Source organism: Streptomyces sp. NBC_00554, from assembly GCF_041431135.1.
In the GTDB taxonomy this organism is placed as follows: domain Bacteria; phylum Actinomycetota; class Actinomycetes; order Streptomycetales; family Streptomycetaceae; genus Streptomyces.
In genome coordinates, this window is sequence record NZ_CP107799.1 from 526,888 (window position 1) to 546,181 (window position 19,294).

General features: G+C 70.7%; 15 protein-coding genes and 1 pseudogene. 12 read left to right on the forward strand and 4 right to left on the reverse strand.

Going from position 1 to position 19,294, the window contains the following annotated elements:
• Nucleotides 1-5 precede the first annotated feature (5 nt).
• Both adhP and OG266_RS02520 read left to right on the forward strand, forming a co-directional pair.
• The gene (gene adhP, locus OG266_RS02515) at nucleotides 6-1,028 is read left to right on the forward strand and encodes an alcohol dehydrogenase AdhP (protein ID WP_371542206.1); all 1,023 of its coding nucleotides are present in this window, start codon (nucleotides 6-8) and stop codon (nucleotides 1,026-1,028) included.
• A 5-nt stretch (nucleotides 1,029-1,033) separates the two neighbouring features.
• Nucleotides 1,034-1,912: a universal stress protein gene (locus OG266_RS02520; RefSeq protein ID WP_371542209.1), complete on the forward strand. Its 879-nt coding sequence runs from the start codon at nucleotides 1,034-1,036 to the stop codon at nucleotides 1,910-1,912.
• Nucleotides 1,913-1,926: 14 nt separating this feature from the next.
• On the opposite strand, the gene ppk2 is transcribed toward OG266_RS02520, so the two are convergent.
• Nucleotides 1,927-2,730, reverse strand: a complete 804-nt coding sequence (gene ppk2 / locus OG266_RS02525) for a polyphosphate kinase 2 (protein WP_266471324.1) — start codon at nucleotides 2,728-2,730, stop codon at nucleotides 1,927-1,929.
• Nucleotides 2,731-2,805: 75 nt separating this feature from the next.
• Between ppk2 and OG266_RS02530 the strand changes: the two genes are divergently transcribed.
• The 7 genes and pseudogenes from OG266_RS02530 (at nucleotide 2,806) to OG266_RS02560 (ending at nucleotide 11,890) form a co-directional block, all read left to right on the forward strand.
• A complete protein-coding gene (locus OG266_RS02530) occupies nucleotides 2,806-5,187 on the forward strand; it encodes a phosphoketolase (protein ID WP_371542212.1) in 2,382 nt (793 codons plus the stop codon).
• A 47-nt stretch (nucleotides 5,188-5,234) separates the two neighbouring features.
• Nucleotides 5,235-6,248 (forward strand): type I glyceraldehyde-3-phosphate dehydrogenase, encoded by a 1,014-nt coding sequence (gene gap / locus OG266_RS02535; RefSeq protein ID WP_371542215.1) that lies wholly within the window; start codon nucleotides 5,235-5,237, stop codon nucleotides 6,246-6,248.
• A 111-nt stretch (nucleotides 6,249-6,359) separates the two neighbouring features.
• A pseudogene (locus OG266_RS02540) lies at nucleotides 6,360-6,650 on the forward strand (glycosyl hydrolase family 65 protein); the annotation flags it as partial.
• Nucleotides 6,651-6,800: 150 nt separating this feature from the next.
• Complete coding sequence (locus OG266_RS02545; protein ID WP_371542217.1) at nucleotides 6,801-9,494, forward strand: GNAT family N-acetyltransferase; 2,694 nt, start codon at nucleotides 6,801-6,803, stop codon at nucleotides 9,492-9,494.
• Nucleotides 9,495-9,507: 13 nt separating this feature from the next.
• Nucleotides 9,508-10,239, forward strand: coding sequence for a CBS domain-containing protein (locus OG266_RS02550; RefSeq protein WP_371542220.1), 732 nt, complete (start codon nucleotides 9,508-9,510; stop codon nucleotides 10,237-10,239).
• Between the two features lie 16 nt (nucleotides 10,240-10,255).
• A complete protein-coding gene (locus OG266_RS02555) occupies nucleotides 10,256-10,765 on the forward strand; it encodes a flavodoxin domain-containing protein (RefSeq protein WP_371542223.1) in 510 nt (169 codons plus the stop codon).
• Between the two features lie 84 nt (nucleotides 10,766-10,849).
• Nucleotides 10,850-11,890 (forward strand): zinc-dependent alcohol dehydrogenase family protein, encoded by a 1,041-nt coding sequence (locus OG266_RS02560; RefSeq protein WP_371542226.1) that lies wholly within the window; start codon nucleotides 10,850-10,852, stop codon nucleotides 11,888-11,890.
• Nucleotides 11,891-11,961: 71 nt separating this feature from the next.
• On the opposite strand, the gene OG266_RS02565 is transcribed toward OG266_RS02560, so the two are convergent.
• Nucleotides 11,962-12,828 carry a universal stress protein gene (locus OG266_RS02565; RefSeq protein WP_371542229.1) on the reverse strand — a complete coding sequence of 289 codons (867 nt, stop codon included), beginning with the start codon at nucleotides 12,826-12,828 and terminating at the stop codon, nucleotides 11,962-11,964.
• A gap of 178 nt (nucleotides 12,829-13,006) precedes the next feature.
• Between OG266_RS02565 and OG266_RS02570 the strand changes: the two genes are divergently transcribed.
• Complete coding sequence (locus OG266_RS02570; protein ID WP_371542232.1) at nucleotides 13,007-13,909, forward strand: universal stress protein; 903 nt, start codon at nucleotides 13,007-13,009, stop codon at nucleotides 13,907-13,909.
• A gap of 12 nt (nucleotides 13,910-13,921) precedes the next feature.
• Nucleotides 13,922-16,609, forward strand: coding sequence for a pyruvate, phosphate dikinase (gene ppdK / locus OG266_RS02575; protein WP_371542235.1), 2,688 nt, complete (start codon nucleotides 13,922-13,924; stop codon nucleotides 16,607-16,609).
• A 32-nt stretch (nucleotides 16,610-16,641) separates the two neighbouring features.
• Here ppdK and OG266_RS02580 read toward each other — a convergent pair whose 3' ends face one another.
• Together OG266_RS02580 and OG266_RS02585 are read right to left on the reverse strand one after the other, a co-directional pair.
• A complete protein-coding gene (locus OG266_RS02580) occupies nucleotides 16,642-17,082 on the reverse strand; it encodes an OsmC family protein (RefSeq protein ID WP_371542237.1) in 441 nt (146 codons plus the stop codon).
• Between the two features lie 65 nt (nucleotides 17,083-17,147).
• Nucleotides 17,148-17,441: a hypothetical protein gene (locus tag OG266_RS02585; RefSeq protein WP_371542240.1), complete on the reverse strand. Its 294-nt coding sequence runs from the start codon at nucleotides 17,439-17,441 to the stop codon at nucleotides 17,148-17,150.
• Nucleotides 17,442-17,551: 110 nt separating this feature from the next.
• On the opposite strand from OG266_RS02585, the gene OG266_RS02590 reads away from it, so the two are divergent.
• Nucleotides 17,552-19,201 carry an alkaline phosphatase gene (locus tag OG266_RS02590; protein ID WP_371542243.1) on the forward strand — a complete coding sequence of 550 codons (1,650 nt, stop codon included), beginning with the start codon at nucleotides 17,552-17,554 and terminating at the stop codon, nucleotides 19,199-19,201.
• Nucleotides 19,202-19,294: the final 93 nt, after the last annotated feature.

Here is a 19,294-nt window from a genome sequence, read left to right on the forward strand (position 1 = left end):
ACATCATGAAGGCAGCGGTCGTACGGGCGTTCGGTGAGCCCCTGGTCATCGAGGAACGCCCCGACCCCGAACCCGGCCCCGGCCAGGTCCGTGTCCGCGTCGAGGCCTGCGGGCTGTGCCACACCGACATCCACGCCGCCCGCGGCGACTGGCCCGTCAAACCGAGCCCGCCGTTCGTCCCCGGCCACGAGGGCGTCGGCCTCGTCGAGAAGCTCGGCGACGGCGTCACCCATCTCGCCCTCGGCCAGCGGGTCGCCGTGCCCTGGCTGGGCAAGGCCTGCGGGCGGTGCGAGCACTGCCTGTCCGGCTGGGAGACGCTGTGCGAGCAGCAGATCAACACCGGGTACGGCTGCGACGGCGGGTACGCCGAGAAGATGCTGGCCTGGGCCGACTTCGCCCAGCCGGTACCCCAGGGCATCAGCGCACTTGAGGCCGCCCCGCTGACCTGCGCCGGTGTCACCACGTACAAGGCCCTCAAGGTCGCGGACGTCCGGCCCACCCAGCTCGTCGCCATCTCCGGTGTCGGCGGACTCGGCCACCTGGCGGTGCAGTACGCGAAGATCGCCGGGGCGCAGGTGGCGGCGATCGACGTCACGGACGAGAAGCTCGAACTCGCCGCGGAACTCGGCGCCGACCTCGTCATCGACGCCCGCAAACACGATGTGGGCGAGGTGCTCCAGCGGTACGGCGGCGCGCATGCGGCCATCGCGCTCGCGGTGAACGAGGCCGCGTTCGCCGCGGCCAACTCCGGGCTGCGGCGCGGCGGCAAACTGGTGATGGTGGCCCTACCGGCGCACGGCACCGTCCAGGTCCCGATCTTCGACACCGTTCTCAGAGGCACCTCGGTGATCGGCTCGATCGTGGGTACCCGGCAGGACCTGGCCGAGGTCTTCCAGCTCCACGCGGCCGGCCGCACCAAGGTCATCTACGAGTCGCGGCCCCTCGCGACGGTCAACGAGTCCATCGACGACGTGCTGCGCGGCGAGATCAAAGCCAGGATCGTCTTCGATCTCGGCGCGGGAAGGTAGGGACGATGGAGCTTCCGCTGGTCGTGGGCGTCGACGGTTCCGAGCCCGGCATGCGTGCCGTCGACTGGGCGGCGGACGAAGCCGCCCTGCGCGGGGTGCCGCTACGGCTGGTCTACGCCTCGCTGTGGGAGCGGTACGAAGGTGCCGCGCTCGCCCCCGACCTCGGCAGGTCCTCGGAACAGGTGATGGCCGACAAGATCGTCGAGGCTGCCGCGAAGCGCGCACACCGCCGCCAGACGGACGTGAAGATCTCCACCGAAGTACTCCCCGAGGAGCCGGTGCCCGCCCTGCTGCGCGAGGGCCGCAACGCTTGCGCACTGGTCATGGGCTCGCACGGCCGCAGCGGAATCGCCGAGCTGCTGCTCGGCTCGGTCAGCCTCGCGGTCGCCGCCCGCGCCCACTGCCCGGTGATCGTGCTGCGTGGCAGCCACGACAACCAGGCCAGGCCGGGGATCGATCAGCGCATCGTACTGGGCGTCGGCGAGGAGCCGGCGGACTCGGCGGTCGTGCGCTTCGCCTTCGAGGAGGCGGCGGACCACTACGCCACTCTGCACGCCGTACGAGCCTGGAGGTATCCCGCGCACGAGACCATCGAGCATCCGCTGCTGGCCGGAGAACCCGCCCGCCACCACGAGCAGCGGGCCGCGGAGATTCTGGAAGCCGCGCTGCGTGACGCCGCTCGGGATCACCCCTCGGTGCAGGTGCGCCGGCGGACCGTCGAGGGTCCCGCCCGCAAGGTGCTGCTGGAGGCCTCGGCCACCGCGGACCTGCTCGTCGTCGGCGCCCGCCGGCACGGGCACTCCGGACTCCAGCTCGGCCGGGTCGCGCACGCGGTCCTGCACCACTCCGCCTGCCCGGTCGCCGTCGTCCCGCAGCGGGCGTGAGCACCGTGACCGGCTCAGAGGCTCGCCGCGTGGTCGGGGACGTATGTCTGCAGGTCACGCGGCGGGCGCTGGTAGCCGGTCGACGGCGGCCGGGGCGGCAGCTCCAGCACCGGCGGTGGCACCTCGTGATACGGAAGGGAGCCGAGCAGGTGAGCGATCATGTTCAGCCGGGCCCGGCGCTTGTCGTCGCTCTCGACGACGAACCACGGGGCCTCCGAGATGTCGGTGTGCACCAGCATCTCGTCCTTCGCCCGGGAGTACGCCTCCCAGCGGGTGATCGACTCCAGGTCCATCGGCGAGAGCTTCCAGCGCCGCGTCGGATCCTTCAACCGGCGCCGGAACCGTTCCTGCTGTACCGCGTCGCTCACCGAGAACCAGTACTTGCGCAGCAGGATGCCTTCCTCCACGAGCATCCGCTCGAAGATCGGGCACTGGCGCAGGAACAGCTGGTGCTCCTCCTTGGTGCAGAAGCCCATGACGTGCTCGACACCGGCCCGGTTGTACCAGGAGCGGTCGAAGAGCGCGATCTCCCCGGCCGCCGGCAGATGCTCGACGTACCGCTGGAAGTACCACTGGGTGCGCTCACGCTCGGTCGGCTTGGGCAGCGCCACGGTCCGCGCGACACGCGGGTTCAGGTGCTCCGAGACCCGCTTGATCGTGCCGCCCTTGCCCGCCGCGTCCCGTCCCTCGAACACCACGACCAGCCGCTTGCCCTCGGTCCGCACCCACTCCTGGACCTTCACCAGTTCCGTCTGCAGACGCAGCAGCTCCCGCTCGTACGCCGCACGCGGCAGCGTTGCCGACTTCTTCTCGGCCATGCCGCCTCCTCCGCTCGATGACGTAACTCGAATGACGTACCTCAATGACGTGCCTCGATGACTTACGGAGTCACCATGACCAAGGTCGAACACCAGGACAGCACCGTACTGACCGACGAGGAACTGCGCACCCTGGACGCCCACTGGCGAGCCGCCAACTACCTTGCGGTGGGCCAGATCTACCTGCTGGCCAACCCGCTGCTGACCGAGCCCCTGGAGCCCGCGCACATCAAGCCGCGGCTGCTCGGCCACTGGGGCACCTCGCCCGGCCTCAACCTCGTGTACACCCACCTCAACCGGGTGATCAAGGCCCGGGGTCTGGACGCGCTGTGCGTGTGGGGGCCGGGCCACGGCGGCCCCGCGGTGCTCGCGAACTCCTGGCTGGAGGGCAGCTACAGCGACACCTACCCGGACGTCTCACGTGACCTGGTGGGTATGGACCGGCTCTTCCGGCAGTTCTCGTTCCCGGGCGGAGTGCCCAGCCATGTCGCGCCCGAGACGCCGGGCTCGATCCACGAGGGCGGCGAGCTCGGCTACTCGCTCGCACACGCGTACGGCGCCGCCTTCGACAACCCGGACCTGCTCGTCGCCTGCGTCATAGGAGACGGCGAGGCGGAGACCGGCCCGCTGGCGGCCTCCTGGCACTCGAACAAGTTCCTCGACCCGGTGCACGACGGCGCGGTCCTGCCGATCCTCCACCTCAACGGCTACAAGATCGCCAACCCGACCGTTCTGTCCCGGATCCCGGAGTCGGAACTCGACGAACTGCTGCGCGGATACGGCCACGAGCCGATCCACGTCTCCAGCGACGACCCGCACCAGGTCCACCGCGCCATGGCCGACGCCTTCGACCAGGCCCTGGACCGCATCGCGCTGATGCAGCGCACGGCCCGCAAGGACGGCGTGAGCGAGCGCGTGCACTGGCCGATGATCGTGCTGCGCACACCGAAGGGCTGGACGGGCCCCGGCGAGGTCGACGGAGTCCCGGTCGCGGGTACGTGGCGCGCCCACCAGGTCCCGCTGAGCGGCGTACGCGAAAACCCGGACCACCTGCGCCAGTTGGAGACCTGGCTGCGCTCCTACCGACCCGAGGAACTCTTCGACGCCGACGGCCGCCCCAGCGCCGACGTCCTCGCCTGTCTGCCCGAAGGCGCCAAGCGTCTGGGCTCCAGCCCGTACGCCAACGGCGGCCTCCTCGTACACGATCTGCCGATCCCGTCGCTGGACCGTTTCGCCGTGCCCGTCGACAAGCCGGGTGCGACCCTGCACGAGCCCACCCGGATCCTCGGCGACCTTCTCGAACAGGTCATGAAGGACACGTCGGGACGCCGCGACTTCCGCCTCGTGGGCCCCGACGAGACGGCCTCCAACCGGCTGGAAGCCGTCTTCAACGCCAGCGGCAAGGCCTGGCAGGCCCAGACCCTCCAGGTGGACGAGCACCTGGACCGGCACGGCCGGGTCATGGAGATCCTCTCCGAACACCTCTGCCAGGGCTGGCTGGAGGGCTATCTCCTCACCGGCAGGCACGGACTGTTCTCCTGCTACGAGGCGTTCGTGCACATCGTCGACTCGATGGTCAACCAGCACATCAAGTGGCTGAAGACCTCGAGGGAGTTGCCGTGGCGGGCCCCCATCGCCTCCCTCAACTACCTGCTCACCTCGCACGTCTGGCGCCAGGACCACAACGGCTTCTCGCACCAGGACCCCGGCTTCGTCGACCACGTCCTCAACAAGAGCCCCGAGGTCGTACGGGTCTACCTGCCGCCGGACGCCAACACCCTGCTGTCCGTGGCGGACCACGCCCTGCGCAGCCGCGACTACGTCAACGTGATCGTCGCCGGCAAGCAGCCCTGCTTCGACTGGCTGTCCATGGACCAGGCCCGCGCCCACTGCGCGCGCGGCGCCGGGATCTGGGAGTGGGCGGGCAGCGAGAACGGTGTCGAGCCCGATGTGGTGCTCGCCTGCGCGGGAGACGTGCCGACACTGGAGATCCTCGCCGCCTCGGCCCTGCTCAGGCGCCATCTGCCGGAGCTGGCCGTGCGGGTCGTCAACGTCGTCGACATGACCCGGCTGCTGCCCCGTGAGGAGCACCCGCACGGAATGAGCGACTTCGAGTACGACGGCCTCTTCACCACCGACAAGCCGGTGATCTTCGCCTACCACGGCTATCCCTGGCTGATCCACCGCCTCGCCTACCGCCGTACCGGCCACGCCAACCTGCACGTGCGCGGCTACAAGGAGTCCGGCACCACGACCACACCCTTCGACATGGTCGTCCGCAACGACCTCGACCGCTACCGCCTCGTCATGGACGTCATCGACCGCGTACCCGGCCTAGCCGTCCGCGCCGCCGCCGTACGCCAGCAGATGGCCGACGTCCGCACCCGGCACCACGCCTGGATCCGCGAACACGGCACCGACCTGCCCGAGGTCGCGGACTGGACCTGGAACGCCTGAACAGCCCGACCCTGCAAGTCCCCTGCGCTGCAAAGGAGTTCGCCGCCATGACCGTACGCGTCGGCATCAACGGCTTCGGCCGGATAGGCCGCACCTATCTGCGCGCGGCACTCGACCGCGCCGAAGCGGGCACCCAGGACGTCGAGGTCGTCGCCGTCAACGACATCGCGCCGCCCGCCACCCTGGCCCACCTGCTGGAGTACGACTCGACCTTCGGCCGTATCGGCCGGGAGGTCAGCCACGACGACAGCTCGATCACGGTCGACGGCCGGCGCATCGCCATCACCGCCGAGCGCGACCCGGCGGCCCTGCACTGGGCGGACTACGGCGCCGGCATCGTGATCGAGTCCACCGGCCGTTTCCGCGACCGCGACGCCGCCGCCCTGCACCTGAAGGCCGGCGCGCACACGGTCCTGCTGTCCGCGCCCGGCAAGAACGCGGACGCCACCATCGTGATGGGCGTCAACGACACGACGTACGACCGCCGGCAGGACCGGATCGTGTCGGCCGCCTCCTGCACCACCAACTGTGTCGCCCCCATGGTCAAGGTGCTGAACGACGCCTTCGGCATCGAGCGCGGCATGATGACCACCATCCACGGCTACACCAACGACCAGTCCCTGCTGGACGGCCCGCACAAGGACCTGCGCCGGGCACGCTCGGCGGCGCTGAGCATCATCCCCACCAGCACCGGGGCCGCCCGCGCCGTCGGTCTGGTGCTGCCGGAGATGGCGGGTGCGCTGGACGGCATCGCGGTACGCGTCCCCGTCGAGGACGGCTCGCTCACCGACCTCGCGGTCGTGTTGCGGCGCGAGGCAACGGTGGAGGAAGTCAACGCGGTCTTCGACGAGGCCGCGGAGGGCCCGTTGAACGGCATCCTCCGCGTCTCGAAGGCGCCCATCGTCTCCCGCGACGTGATCGGCGACCCCGCGTCCTGCATCTTCGACCCGGCCCTCACCCAGGCGAACGGCACGCTGGTCAAGGTCTTCGGCTGGTACGACAACGAGTGGGGCTACACCAACCGGCTCCTGGACCTCACGGCGCTGGTGGCCGACGACTGACGAGCACCGACCGGAGCGGCACACGGCGCTTCGGCGTGGACCGGGCCCGCACCCCGGGTACCCGTGCTGCAGGGTGCACAGGGACTCCCGCAGGCGCTCCTGTGCCGGGTCGTACCCCTGGGTGCCATGGCGGGCACGCTCGATCTCGTACAGCGGGGCCTGACGGGCCTGTAGACCCGGGGCGGTGCGCTGCGGTTCGACCCCGTACCGCTGCCGGAGCTGGCCGAGTACGGGTTCTCGATCCGCTGTCCGGGCCACTGAGGTGCACAACTGCGCCTGCAGTCCCGGGAGTTGCACATCATCGTGCCTGACTCCGGTCGCGATCCGATCTCTGTCGCCTTCGCCGACCGCACGGTGTCGGTGACTCCCGGGGAGTTCTGCACGCTCGCCCTGCCGAGCTGACCGACCACCGACGCCGAGGGGCACACCGGCCCCCATCACGGGCATCGGGCTTAGGGCCGACCGGCCCCCATGTAGCCCCGGACAGCCCATGGGATCACCCTCCGATCCGCTGGATGCTCGAAGTATCAAGAGGCATGGAGGAGACCCGCGATGACGGACGACACGCTCAGTCGACCCACAGTCCACGCCCTGCTCTCGGACGGCACCACCGTGTGCATCCGTCCGACCACGCCAGGCGATCACAAGCAGTTGCGGGGGTTCTACGAGGGGATGTCCCCGGAGAACCTCCGGCTGCGGTTCTTCGCGGCGAGCCGCCGTTCCGCCGTGATGGCCGCCGACCGGGCCTGCGCGCCGCCGCGCCCCGGATACCGTGCCCTCCTCGCCGAGACGAAGGACCACGTGATCGGCCTGGCCGAGTACGAGACCGGCGAGGACACCAAATCGGCCGAGATCTCCATCGCCGTGGCCGACGGGCTGCATCACCGGGGCGTCGGCACACTCCTTCTCGAACACCTGGTCTCGGCCGCCCGCGCTGCGGGCATCACCACGTTCAGCGCCGACGCGCTCAGCGAGAACCACGAGATCCTGCGGCTCTTCGCCGACCTGGGACTGCGTACGGCTCGCCGCTTCGAGGGCCCAGAGGTGCGCTGCACCGTCGAACTCGGCGAGGACGACACCTATCTGACGGCCGTCGAGGCACGCGGCCGGGCCGCCGGCGTGGCCAGCCTGGAGCCGCTGCTGCGACCGGACGCGATCGCCGTGATCGGCGCCGGACGCAGGCCCGGGTCGGTGGGGCGGGCCATCCTGCACCATCTGCACACGGGAGGCTTCACCCGGCGCCTCTTCGCGGTGAACCCGAGCGTCACCTCGATACTCGGGGTGCCCTCCCACCCGTCGGTCGGCGCCCTGCCCAAGATCCCCGACCTCGCGGTCGTCGCCGTGCCCGCCTCCGCGGTCCCGGCCATCGCCGAGGAGTGCGGCAAGGCCGGCGTGCGGGCACTCCTCGTCGTGTCCGCCGGACTCGACAGCGCGCAGGCGGAGGCCTTGATGGCGGCGTGCCGGACGTACGGTATGCGGCTCGTCGGTCCCAACTGCCTCGGCATCTCCAACACCGACCCGGACTTCTCCCTCGACGCCACCTTCGCCGCTGACCACCCGCGTCCCGGCACGGCGGGCGTCGCGGTGCAGTCGGGAGGCGTCGGCATCGCCCTGCTGGACGGGCTGTCCCGGCTCGGCATCGGTGTCTCGTCCTTCGCATCGCTGGGCGACAAGTACGACGTCAGCGGCAACGACATGCTCCAGTGGTGGGAGAGTGACGGCCGCACCGAACTCGCCCTGTTGCATCTGGAGTCGTTCGGCAACCCGCGGGCGTTCTCCCGCACCGCTCGGCGCGTGACCCGCCGTATGCCCGTCCTGACCGTCGACGCGGGGCGCACCGACGCGGGCCGCCGCGCGGCTGCCTCGCACACCGCAGCAGCGGCGACGCGCACCATGACCCGGCAGGCACTGTTCACCCAGGCGGGGATCACCGCGACCCGGTCGGTGGGCGAACTCCTGGAAACCGCGGCTCTGTTGCACTCCCAGCCACTCCCGACGGGCACCCGCGTCGCGATCGTCACCAACGCGGGCGGTGCGGGTGTGCTCAGCGCCGACGCCTGCGCGGAGGCGGGACTCTCCCTCCCGCCGCTCACCCCGGAGGTGGTCGACGACCTGCTCGCCGTGCTGCCCGACGGTGCCGCGGTCGGCAACCCGATCGACGCCACCGCCGCCGTCACGGAGGAGCAGCTCAGGGACTGTGTGGACCGGATCATGCGGTATCAGGGCATCGACGCCGTACTGCTGGCCCTCGTCCCCACCGCGGTCGCCGCGGCGACCGGCGACGACCTGATCCGGTCCCTCACCCGCGCTCCCGGACGCCGGGAACGGCCGGTCGCCGCGGTGCGACTCGAGCAGGATCTGCCGGTCCGGCTGCTGCCCGCCACGGACGGCAGCACCGTCCCTTCGTACGCGGAACCCCAGGCGGCGGCACGGGCGTTGGCCCACGCGGCCCGGCGTGCGGCGTGGCTGAGCCGACCCGACGGGACGATCCCTGAGCTCGCCGGAGTCGACACCCCTCGCGCCCAGGCCGTCGCCGAGACCTACCTCGCCGCGCACCCGAACGGCGGCTGGCTCGACCCGCGCACCTGCGCCGAACTCCTCGCCTGCTACGGCATTCCCCAGCTCCCATGGGCCTGGGCGGAGACCGAGGACGAAGCCGTCATCGCCGCCGAACGGCTGCGCGGCGCCGACGGCCGGGTGGTCATGAAGGCCCATTGGCCGGGCCTGTTGCACAAGAGTCAACAGCACGCCGTCCACCTCGACCTCCAGGGCGACTCCCAAGTGCGCGCGGCCTTCCGGGACTTCGAGACCCGGTTCGCGGGGCTGCTCACCGGCGTGGTGGTTCAGCCCCTCGCCGCCCGCGGTACGGAACTGTTCGCCGGAGTGGTCCAGGACGAGGTCTTCGGCCCGCTCGTCCTGTTCGGGCTCGGCGGTACGGCGACGGAGGTACTGGCCGACCACGCGGCCCGGCTCGCCCCACTGACCGACCACGACGTACACGACCTGATCACCGCCCCGCGCTGCGCACCGCTCCTGTTCGGCTCGGAGGGCGGCGGGCCCGTCGACCTCCAAGGTCTGGAGCAACTACTGCTGCGGCTGTCCCGCATGGCGGGCGACCTGCCGCAACTCGCCGAGGCCGACTTCAACCCCGTTCTCGCGACACCGGGCGGAGTCTCCGTCCTCGATGCGCGCGTACGCCTGCTGCCCCGCAGGCCCCAGGACCCGTATCTGCGCCGACTCCGCTGAGGAAGGAACACTCATGAAGCACAACAAGGTCGGCTCCGTGATGACCACGGAGGTCGTCCGCGCCGAGTACGGCACCCCGTTCAAGGAGGTGGCGCGGCTGCTCGCCGGCCACCGGATCAGCGGGCTGCCGGTGGTAGACGACGACGAGAAGGTCGTCGGGGTGATCTCCGAGACCGACCTGCTGGTCCGGCAGGCAGAGACGCCCGACCCGTACGCGCCGAGGCGCCGCCTCCGGCTCGCCGCGCTGACCCGCGGCGCCAGGAAGCAGGCCGCGAAGGCGAAGGCCCGCACCGCCGGCCGGCTGATGACCGAACCGCCCGTCACCGTGCACGCCGACGACACCATCGTCGAAGCCGCCCGGACCATGGCACAGCACCGCGTGGAGCGGCTGCCCGTCCTCGACGAGGAGGAGCGGCTCGTCGGCATCGTCACGCGCCGCGATCTGCTCCAGGTCTTCCTGCGGCCCGACGCGGACATCCGTGACGAGGTGATCGCGGAAGTGCTGGTGCGCACGCTGTGGCTGGCGCCCAGGACCGTCGAGGTCTCCGTGATCGAAGGCGTCGTCACGCTCGACGGACACATGGAGCGCAGGAGCGAGACGGAGATCGCCGTCTCCATGACGCGTCAGATCGACGGCGTCGTCGCGGTGGTCGCCAAGCTCACCCACCGGCTGGACGACTCACGCCTCCAGCCGGACGAGCAGGCACTGCACGGCGTCACCGACGACTGGCTGCGAAAGCTGTGAGAGGAGGCGGACCGCCATGCCCAGGAGCGTGTTGGTCGCTTACGGAACGACGAACGGATCAACCGCGCGGATCGCCGAGACCATCGCCGAGGTCCTGCGCAAGGAGGGAATGCCGGCCGAGGCGGTGCCCGCCCGGTCCGTGACGGATGTGAGCTCGTACGACGCCGTGGTGGTCGGCGGCGGACTGTACGCCGGGCGCTGGCACAAGGATGCCCGTCGCTTCGTCCGTCGTCATGGCCGCGAGTTGGCCGAGCGACCGCTGTGGTTGTTCAGCAGCGGTCCGCTCGACGCCTCGGCCTCGGAGCGGAACATCCCGCCCGTACCCGGCGTGAAGCGGGCCATGGTCCGGCTCGACGTCACTGAACACGTCACCTTCGGGGGGTGCCTCGAAGAGGGCGCGAAGGGCTTCATCGCCCGGAAGATCGTCTCCTCCGGCAAGGGCGGAGACTTCCGCGATTTCGCGGAGATCGAGGCGTGGGCAGGTCGGATCGCGACCGGCTTGATGGGCGAACCGAAATCAAGCTGAACCGTCCGCATCGTGTGGCGGGCGGGCAAGCCGTCCGCCACACGATGCGGGGCAGAAGCAGCGCAACGCCTCAAGGAGGCAGTCATGAAGGCTCTGATCTTCCACGGCCCCGGCAAGCGATCCTGGGACGACGTTCCCGACCCGGCCATCCAGGACCCGGGCGACGCGATCGTGCGGATCGACGCGGTCACCATCTGCGGCACCGATCTGCACATCCTGAAGGGTGACGTGCCTGCCGTCGAGTCGGGCCGGGTCCTCGGGCACGAAGCCGTCGGTACCGTGCACGAGGTCGGACCGTCCGTCACCACGGTGCGTCCCGGCGACCGGGTACTGATCTCCTGCATCAGCGCCTGCGGCCGCTGCCGCTTCTGCCGGGAATCCCAGTACGGCCAGTGCCTGGGCGGCGGAGGCTGGATCCTGGGCCACCGGATCGACGGCGTCCAGGCCGAGTACGCCCGCGTGCCCTTCGCCGACACCTCGACGCACGTGCTGCCCGAGCAGGTCGGCAACGAGGCGGCGCTCATGCTCGCGGACATCCTGCCGACGTCGTACGAAGTGGGCGTCCTCAACGGTGAGGTGACGCCGGGCGATGTGGTGGTCGTCGTGGGCGCCGGCCCGATCGGCCTGGCCGCGATCCTCACGGCCCGGCTCTTCAGCCCGAGCCGTGTCATCGCCGTCGATCCCGCTCCGCGGCGACGCGAAATGGCCGCGCTCCACGGCGCGCATCTGACACTCGACCCGGCGTCCGACGTCGTCGGCCGGATCACCGAGCTCACCGACGGACTCGGCGCGGACGTGGCGATCGAAGCGGTTGGCCTTCCGGACACCTTCGAGCTCTGCACCCGCCTGATCCGCCCCGGCGGACGAGTCGCCAACGTCGGCGTGCACGGCCGCCCCGCCACGCTCCACCTGGAGGACCTCTGGATCCGCAACATCAAGATCACCACCGGCCTCGTGGACACGTACTCCACACCGACGCTGCTGCGGATGGTGGCCGCGAAGCAGCTGGACGTCGACGGGTTCGTCACCCACCGCTTCGGCTTGCAGGAGATGCAGGAGGCGTACGACGTCTTCAGCCGGCCGGAGGAGAGCGGCGCGCTCAAGGTGGCGCTGTTCGCCTCGTGACGTGCGCCCTTGCCCGAGCGGGTCTGCCGGTCGACGGAACGGCGGACCCGCTCGGGCAATTCGCCTGTGGATCAGGAAGGCACCACGGCCACGGGGCACTTGGTGTGCCGGAGGAGAGCGTGCGCGACAGAGCCCAGACCGGAGCTGTCGGCCCCGTCGGCCCTGGCGTCACCACTGGCTTGTCGCCCGAGCACGATCAGTTCGGTGTTGCCGGAGGATCGGATCAGACCCTCGGCAGGGGTGAACAGGACGACGTCCTCCAGAACGCGGACGTCCGGGTACTTCTCGCGCCACGGCCGCAGCGCGTCGGACAGCAGCTGCACCTCGTGGTCCTCCCAGGTGGCACGCTCCTCCCCCGGCACGCCAAAGGGCCACTCGGCGGCGCTGGGGGGAAGCTTCCAGGCATGTAACGCGTGCAGCCGCACGCCGCGGCGGCCTGCCGCGTCAAAGGCGAAGTCGATGGCCGCGTCCGCCGGGTCGCGGGCGTCGACACCGAGTGTGACCTTGTCGGGTCGGCGCACCGGGCCGTCGCAGGCGAGCCCGCTGGGCACCAGCACCACCGGGCAGGCGGCGGCCCCGGCGACCGCCAGAGCGGTCGATCCCAGCGGGAGCCCGGCGTGGCCTCCCTCCCCGCGCAGGCCGAGCACAATCATCTCCGTTTCCCTGCTCTGCGAGTTCAGCGCCCGTGAGGCCGTTCCGGTGAGCCGGACGCTCTCGGCCCGCAGAGCCGGGTGCCGGGCCATGACCCGGTCCAGTCCTTGGTCCGCCACGATCTCCGGCCGGTACGGCCATTGTTCCGCCGCATCCAGCCCGTTCAAGGGCGAGACATGGACCACGTGCAGTGAGCACCCGCGCAGTAGCGCCTCGTGTGCGGCCCAGTCGGCTGCGACACGGCTGCGCGCCGACCGGTCGACTCCGGCAACGATCACTCGCTCCATGACAGTCCGCCTCCCCTGGAGGGAGAAGAAGCCCTCCGAGTCTCCACCCTGGCCGCGGATCGGGGGCGCGTGCATGGGCCGGATGGACCTGGGCGGGTGCCGTACGGCCTCTCCAACCCGCGCCGTCTCAGGCGGACTCTGGAATGGAGGAGCAGACCTAGCGCAGGAGGTGCGCATCATGCTCGCGCCCGTCATTTCCGGAGTCGATGGATCCGCTGAGGGCCTGGCCGCCGCCGAGTGGGCGGCCCGCGAGGCCGTCCGCCGTGAGCGTCCGCTGCGTCTCGTGCACGCCTGGAACGGGCACCCCCGCCAGGCGGAAGGCGAGCCGGCGAACGCCACTCAGCGGCATCTGGCCCGGCGTGCCCTGCGCCAGGCGGAAGCCCGTGTCCGCGGCGCCTGCCGTGGCGTAGGCCTTGACGACAAGCAGTTGGAGGGCCCCGCGACCGCCGCGCTGCTCCACGCTGCCGAGCAGGCCGACCTGCTGGTGCTGGGCTCGCGAGGGCTGAGCGGCTTCACCGGATTCCTGGTGGGTTCCGTCGCCCTGGGCGTGGTGGCGAAGGCGACTCGTCCCGTCGTCCTCGTACGCGCGGGTGAGGAAGCGGAGGACGAGCATCTCCCGGCGGAGGACGGCAGCGCGTCCACGCGCACCGGATACCGGGACGTGGTGCTGGGCATCGACCTGAGCAATGCGCGCGACGAGGTGATCGAGTTCGCCTTCGAGGCCGCCCGGCTGCGTGGCGCCCGCCTGCGGGTCGTCCACGCGTGGCAGCCGCCCTCCGCCCTCGGCCTCGGCCCCGGGGACATCGCTCTGGTGAGTGAACCAAGGCGTGCGGAGGAGTGGCAGGGATTCCTGTCCGCCGTACTCCAGTTGTGGCGCGACAAGTACGCGGACGTCGATGTCCTGGAGTCGGTGGTGGCGGACAAGGCCTCGACCGCGCTGCTCCGGGCGGCCTCCGGGGCGAGCCTGCTCGTCATCGGACACCGTCTGGCCGATCGGCCGGCGGGCCCGCGCACCGGTTCCGTCGCCCATGCCGTCATCCACCACGTCGGCTGCCCCGTGGCCGTCGTCCCGCACGAGTGAGAGGCCTCAGCCATGACCAGCGCACCTACGCAGTACGTGTACGGATTCGCTGAAGGCAACCGCGAGATGGCCGGCCTGCTCGGCGGCAAGGGGGCCGGCCTCGCGGAGATGACCCGGCTCGGGCTGCCCGTACCGCCGGGCTTCACGGTCACGACCGAGGCCTGCAAGGTCTACCTGGCGACCGGTGACGAACCGTCCGAGCTGGGCATCGAGACGGCCCGGGCCCTGGCCGCGCTGGAGCGCACCATGGGCCGCACGCTCGGTCAGCCGGACGACCCGCTGCTGGTGTCGGTTCGGTCGGGTGCCCGGTTCTCGATGCCCGGGATGATGGAGACGATCCTCGACATCGGCCTGAACGACGCCTCGGTCATCGGACTCGCCAAGACGTCCGGGCAGGAGAGGTTCGCCTGGGACTCCTACCGGCGGCTCGTGCAGATGTTCGGCCGGACCGTGCTGGGCGTGGACGGCGACCTGTTCGAGCAGGCCATCGCCGAGCACCGGGCCCAGCGGGCGGTGACCGACGACCACGGCCTCGACGCGAGCGAACTCGCCCTCCTCACCGAGGAGTTCAAAGCAATCATCCGCCGCGAAACGGGCGAGGAATTCCCACAGGACCCCGTCGAGCAGTTGTACCGCGCGATCCGGGCGGTCTTCGACTCCTGGAACGGCGACCGGGCCCGGATCTACCGCCACCGCGAGCGCATCCCCGACGACCTCGGCACCGCCGTCAACATCCAGGCGATGGTCTTCGGCAACCTCGGCCCCGACTCCGGCACCGGCGTCGCCTTCACCCGCGATCCGGCCACCGGCGCCCCCGGCATCTACGGCGACTATCTGTCCGACGCCCAGGGCGAGGACGTCGTCGCCGGCGTGCGCGACGCCGAACCCCTGGACCGGCTGAAGATCCTCGACCCCCGCTCGTACGACCGACTCGGCGAGCACCTGCGCACCCTGGAGGGCCACTACCGCGACCTGTGCGACGTCGAATTCACCGTCGAGCGTGGCCGGTTGTGGATCCTCCAGACCAGGGTCGGCCAGCGCACCGCAGAGGCCGCCTTCCGCATTGCCCACGACCTGCGTGAGGAGCGAGCGATCACGGCGGACGAGGCGCTGATGCGCGTGGACGGCACCGAGCTGACCAGACTGATGTTCCCCCGCTTCGAGGCACACCCCACAGATGTGCCCCTCGCACTGGGCGTCCCCGCCTCGCCGGGCGCGGCGGTCGGCGCCGTCGTGTTCGACTCGGAAACGGCCGTACGGCGGGCCGCGACCGGCGAGAGCGTCGTCCTCGTACGCCGTGAGACCACCCCCGACGACTTGCCCGGCATGATCGCCGCACAGGCGGTCCTGACCAGCCGCGGAGGCAAGACCAGCCACGCCGCAGTCGTCGCGCGCGGTATGGGCAAGGTCTGCGTCTGCGGTTCCGAGTCGCTCACCGTCGACACCGTCGCGCGCCGGCTCACCACCTCCTCGGGTGTCGTGGTCCGCGAGGGTGCCACGGTCTCGGTCGACGGCACCGCGGGCACCGTCCACCTGGGCGCGCTGCCGCTCACGGCATCCGACGTGGGATGTGCGCTGGAGACCGGAACGGGCACCGCACCGCTGATTGAAGCAGTGCTGGGCGCTCTCGCTCAGGCCGACTCCGTGCGCCGCCTCGAAGTGCGGGCCAACGCAGACACGCCCGAAGACGCCGAACGCGCCCGCAGGCTCGGCGCGCAGGGCATCGGCCTGTGCCGGACGGAGCACATGTTCCTCGGCACACGCAGGGCGCTCGTCGAGGCGATGATCCTGGCCCGCGACGACACCGCCCGCACGCAGGCCCTGGATGCCCTGCTTCCGCCTCAGCGGACGGACTTCACCGGCATCCTCAAGGCAATGGACGGGCTGCCGGTGACGATCCGGCTCCTGGACCCGCCGCTGCATGAGTTCCTGCCCGACCGGACGGAACTGGCCGTCCGGGTCGCGAGCGCCGTGCACCCGGACGTGCACGACCGCGAACTGCTCGCCGCCGTCGAGCGGATGCACGAGCAGAACCCGATGCTCGGCCTGCGCGGCGTGCGCCTGGGCCTGGCCGTGCCCGGGCTGGTCGCCATGCAGGTACGGGCCGTCGCCGAAGCGGTCGTCCAGCGGCTGCGGGACGGCGGCCGGCCGCGTGCCGAGATCATGATCCCGCTGGTCGGCACGGTCGAGGAACTGCGGCTGGCCCGCGCGGAGGCGGAGCGCGTGCTCGCCGACGTCGCCGCGGAGTCGGGCCAAGTCGTGGACTGCCCGATAGGCACGATGATCGAGCTGCCGCGGGCGGCGCTCACCGCCGGACGCATCGCCGAAGTCGCGGACTTCTTCTCCTTCGGCACCAACGACCTCACGCAGACAACCTGGGGACTGTCCCGGGACGACGCGGAGGCGTCCTTCTTCCCGCTGTACCTGAAGAAGGGAATCTTCGCCGTGTCGCCCTTCGAAACCCTCGACCAGGAGGGCGTCGGCAGGCTCGTGGAGTTCGCCGTCGAAGCAGGACGTGCCGTCAAGCCGCAACTGGAGACCGGGGTGTGCGGCGAACACGGCGGCGACCCCGAGTCCATCCACTTCTTCCACCGGGCGGGCCTCGACTACGTCTCCTGCTCGCCCTTCAGGATCCCGGCCGCCCGGTTGGAGGCGGGGCGAGCGGCCCTCACCGCCACCGAGACCAGCGACAGCAGATGACCACGAGGGCTTGAGCCCAAGTCTCCGAGGGGTCAGGCGTCCGCCACCGTCGCGGTGACGGGCGTACCGATCTCGACCGTGCGGCTGACCGTGCAGAGCCGCTCGTGGGAGGTCTTGACCGCACGAGGGAGGATCGCGCGAGCACGGTCGCCGGTTTCACCGTCCGGGAAGGCTACGGAGAAGGTGACCGCGAGGTCCGTCATTCGGTTGCCGAGCGCGTCACTGATCTTGTTGCCGGTCACCGTGACGGTGAACCCGGTGGGCTCCGCGTGACGGGCGGTGGCGACATCGACGTCGGCCGCGGTGCAGCCCCCGATCGCGGCGAGCAGCAGCTCGACCGGCGTGAAGTCCGTGCCGCCGTCGGGATCGGAGCTGGTGCCGAAGCTGATCGTGCCGCCTCGCGCGTTCGTGGCCTTGAAGTGCCCGGTGGCGGTCCGCTCGATGGTGACGGTGCGCAGGGTGTTATCGGTCATACCGACGACATTAGTGTCACGCTGCGTGGACCGCCCGGGATGCCGGCCCCGCAGCGGCGCGCACGCTAGATCTTCCCTTCGACCACTCGCGTCCGGTGCCCAAGCACGCGGCCCACTTCGGAGATGGGCGAGCTGTCGAAACCCAGCGGGCCGAAGAACGCGGTACGGCCGGTGACCACGGCCGGCCCGGCGGACTCCAGGTAGCGTCGCTCGCGCGTCACCTGTGACCATCGCGCCCCCGGCAAGTACACCGGCCGCCCTCCGTACCTGCAGTCCACGCGCTCTGCGAGCACGATCCCCTCGGCGACCAGCCACGCCACCGTGTGCTCCGATCGCGCTCCGGCGTCCTCGGCCGTCACCCCCAACTGCCCTCCACAAGTCGGCACTTGTTCTTGGCTGGTCCTTCACAATGTGCTTGGCTCACCCCGATCCTTGGCTCGGCCCATGTATCGGCATACGGAGGCCTGTGGTGTCACCTACGAACGAACCGTCCTCGTCCCCCGCCAGACCCCGGCCCCGCCCCGCCGCCCTCAGTCGGCGCGGCCTGCTGGTCGGCTCCGCGGTCGTCGCGGGTGCGCAGGCGCTGAACATCCGTACCGCGCACGCGGAGCCGGTGCACCAGGATCCCTTCAAGCTCGGTGTGGCCAGCGGCGATCCGCTGCCGGACGGGGTCGTTCTGTGGACCCGTCTGGTCGCCGACCCTTACGACGCCGCGTCCATGGGGACGCGTCCGGTGCGCGTGGAGTGGGAGGTCGCCACCGACGAGCGGTTCCGCAAGGTCGTCCGGCGCGGTACGGAGACCGCCGTGGCCGCGCACGCGCACAGCGTCCACGCGGATGTACGGGGCCTGGCGCCGGGCCGCGACTACTGGTTCCGGTTCCGTACGGGCCGTCAGATCGGCCCGGCAGCACGGACCCGTACCGCCCCCGCGCCCCACTCGCGCCCCCGCGGGCTGCGGATCGGTCTGGTCAACTGCCAGGACTGGCAGAACGGTTACTGGCCCGCGTACACCGCGCTGGCCGAGGAGGACCTCGATGTCGTCGTGCACGTGGGCGACTACATCTACGAGTACGACCCCAGCAGCATCTACGCGGACCGATTGCACACCGCCCCACAGACTTCCGGCCTCGACCAGCTGGCCACGCTCGCCGACTACCGTGCCCGGCACGCCCAGTACAAGACGGATCCGGCTCTGCAGGCGGCCCATGCCGCCTTCCCCTGGATCGTCACCTGGGACGACCACGAGGTGGAGAACAACTACGCCGGTGTCGTCGACGAGATCGACGACACCGGCGCGCGACACCAGGACCCCGCCGCCTTCGCCCGCCAGCGATCCGCCGGTTACCAGGCCTACTACGAGCACATGCCGCTGCGGCGCAGGTTCGTCAACGGCTCCTCGGACTACCGGCTCTACCGCCGCTTCGACTTCGGCGACCTGCTCCGCCTGAACGTCCTCGACACCCGCCAGTACCGCACCGACCAGCCCGGCGGCTTCTTCTCCGACTTCGGCACCGTCGCGGCGGGACTCGGCAACACCGACGGCACCCTCACCGGCGCGACGCAGGAGAAGTGGCTGCGGCAGGGGCTGAGCCGGTCCCCGGCGCGCTGGAACGTCATCGCCCAGCAGGTGATGATGAGCCAGATCAGGTTCCCCAACTTCCTCGACCCGACGCACCCGCTGCCGCCCATCGCGAACCTCGACCAGTGGGACGGCTACGACCCGGCCCGGGCCCGCTTCCTGCGCTTCCTGCGGGACGCCCAGGTGGCCAATCCTGTCGTGCTCGCCGGGGACATCCACTCGTCGTGGTTCAGCGATCTGCGGATCGACCGCGACGACCTGGACAGCGACCCGGTAGCCGTCGAGTTCACCGCGACCAGCGTCAGTTCCGACTTCCCCATCGCCTTCGACGCCCCGCTGAAGGCCTACAACCCGATCCTCAATCCGCACGTCCGCTACTTCGACGGCTCGCGCCGCGGATACCTTCGACTCAACGTCGACCGGCAGCAGTTGACCACCGACGCCCGGACCGTCGACAGCATCGCGGTCCGCCAGTCACCGGTGAGCACCACCGCTTCCTGGGCCGTGGCGGCGGGCGAGCCGGGGCTCACCGCCGTGTGACCCACCGGAACCGGCAGGAGCCGGACAGCAGCAACAACATGGTGGAGAGCGCCCCAGGAAGCCGAGGGGCGCTCTCTGCTCGCTTTCTCGTTC

Coding starts and splice junctions, on each gene's coding strand:
- OG266_RS02560 (WP_371542226.1), top strand. CDS start 10,850: ATGAAGGCTCTGATCTTCCACGGCCCCGGCAAGCGATCCTGGGACGAC.
- OG266_RS02545 (WP_371542217.1), top strand. CDS start 6,801: ATGACGGACGACACGCTCAGTCGACCCACAGTCCACGCCCTGCTCTCG.
- ppk2 (WP_266471324.1), bottom strand. CDS start 2,730: ATGGCCGAGAAGAAGTCGGCAACGCTGCCGCGTGCGGCGTACGAGCGG.
- OG266_RS02555 (WP_371542223.1), top strand. CDS start 10,256: ATGCCCAGGAGCGTGTTGGTCGCTTACGGAACGACGAACGGATCAACC.
- OG266_RS02530 (WP_371542212.1), top strand. CDS start 2,806: ATGACCAAGGTCGAACACCAGGACAGCACCGTACTGACCGACGAGGAA.
- OG266_RS02580 (WP_371542237.1), bottom strand. CDS start 17,082: ATGACCGATAACACCCTGCGCACCGTCACCATCGAGCGGACCGCCACC.
- gap (WP_371542215.1), top strand. CDS start 5,235: ATGACCGTACGCGTCGGCATCAACGGCTTCGGCCGGATAGGCCGCACC.
- ppdK (WP_371542235.1), top strand. CDS start 13,922: ATGACCAGCGCACCTACGCAGTACGTGTACGGATTCGCTGAAGGCAAC.
- OG266_RS02570 (WP_371542232.1), top strand. CDS start 13,007: ATGCTCGCGCCCGTCATTTCCGGAGTCGATGGATCCGCTGAGGGCCTG.
- adhP (WP_371542206.1), top strand. CDS start 6: ATGAAGGCAGCGGTCGTACGGGCGTTCGGTGAGCCCCTGGTCATCGAG.
- OG266_RS02565 (WP_371542229.1), bottom strand. CDS start 12,828: ATGGAGCGAGTGATCGTTGCCGGAGTCGACCGGTCGGCGCGCAGCCGT.
- OG266_RS02550 (WP_371542220.1), top strand. CDS start 9,508: ATGAAGCACAACAAGGTCGGCTCCGTGATGACCACGGAGGTCGTCCGC.
- OG266_RS02520 (WP_371542209.1), top strand. CDS start 1,034: ATGGAGCTTCCGCTGGTCGTGGGCGTCGACGGTTCCGAGCCCGGCATG.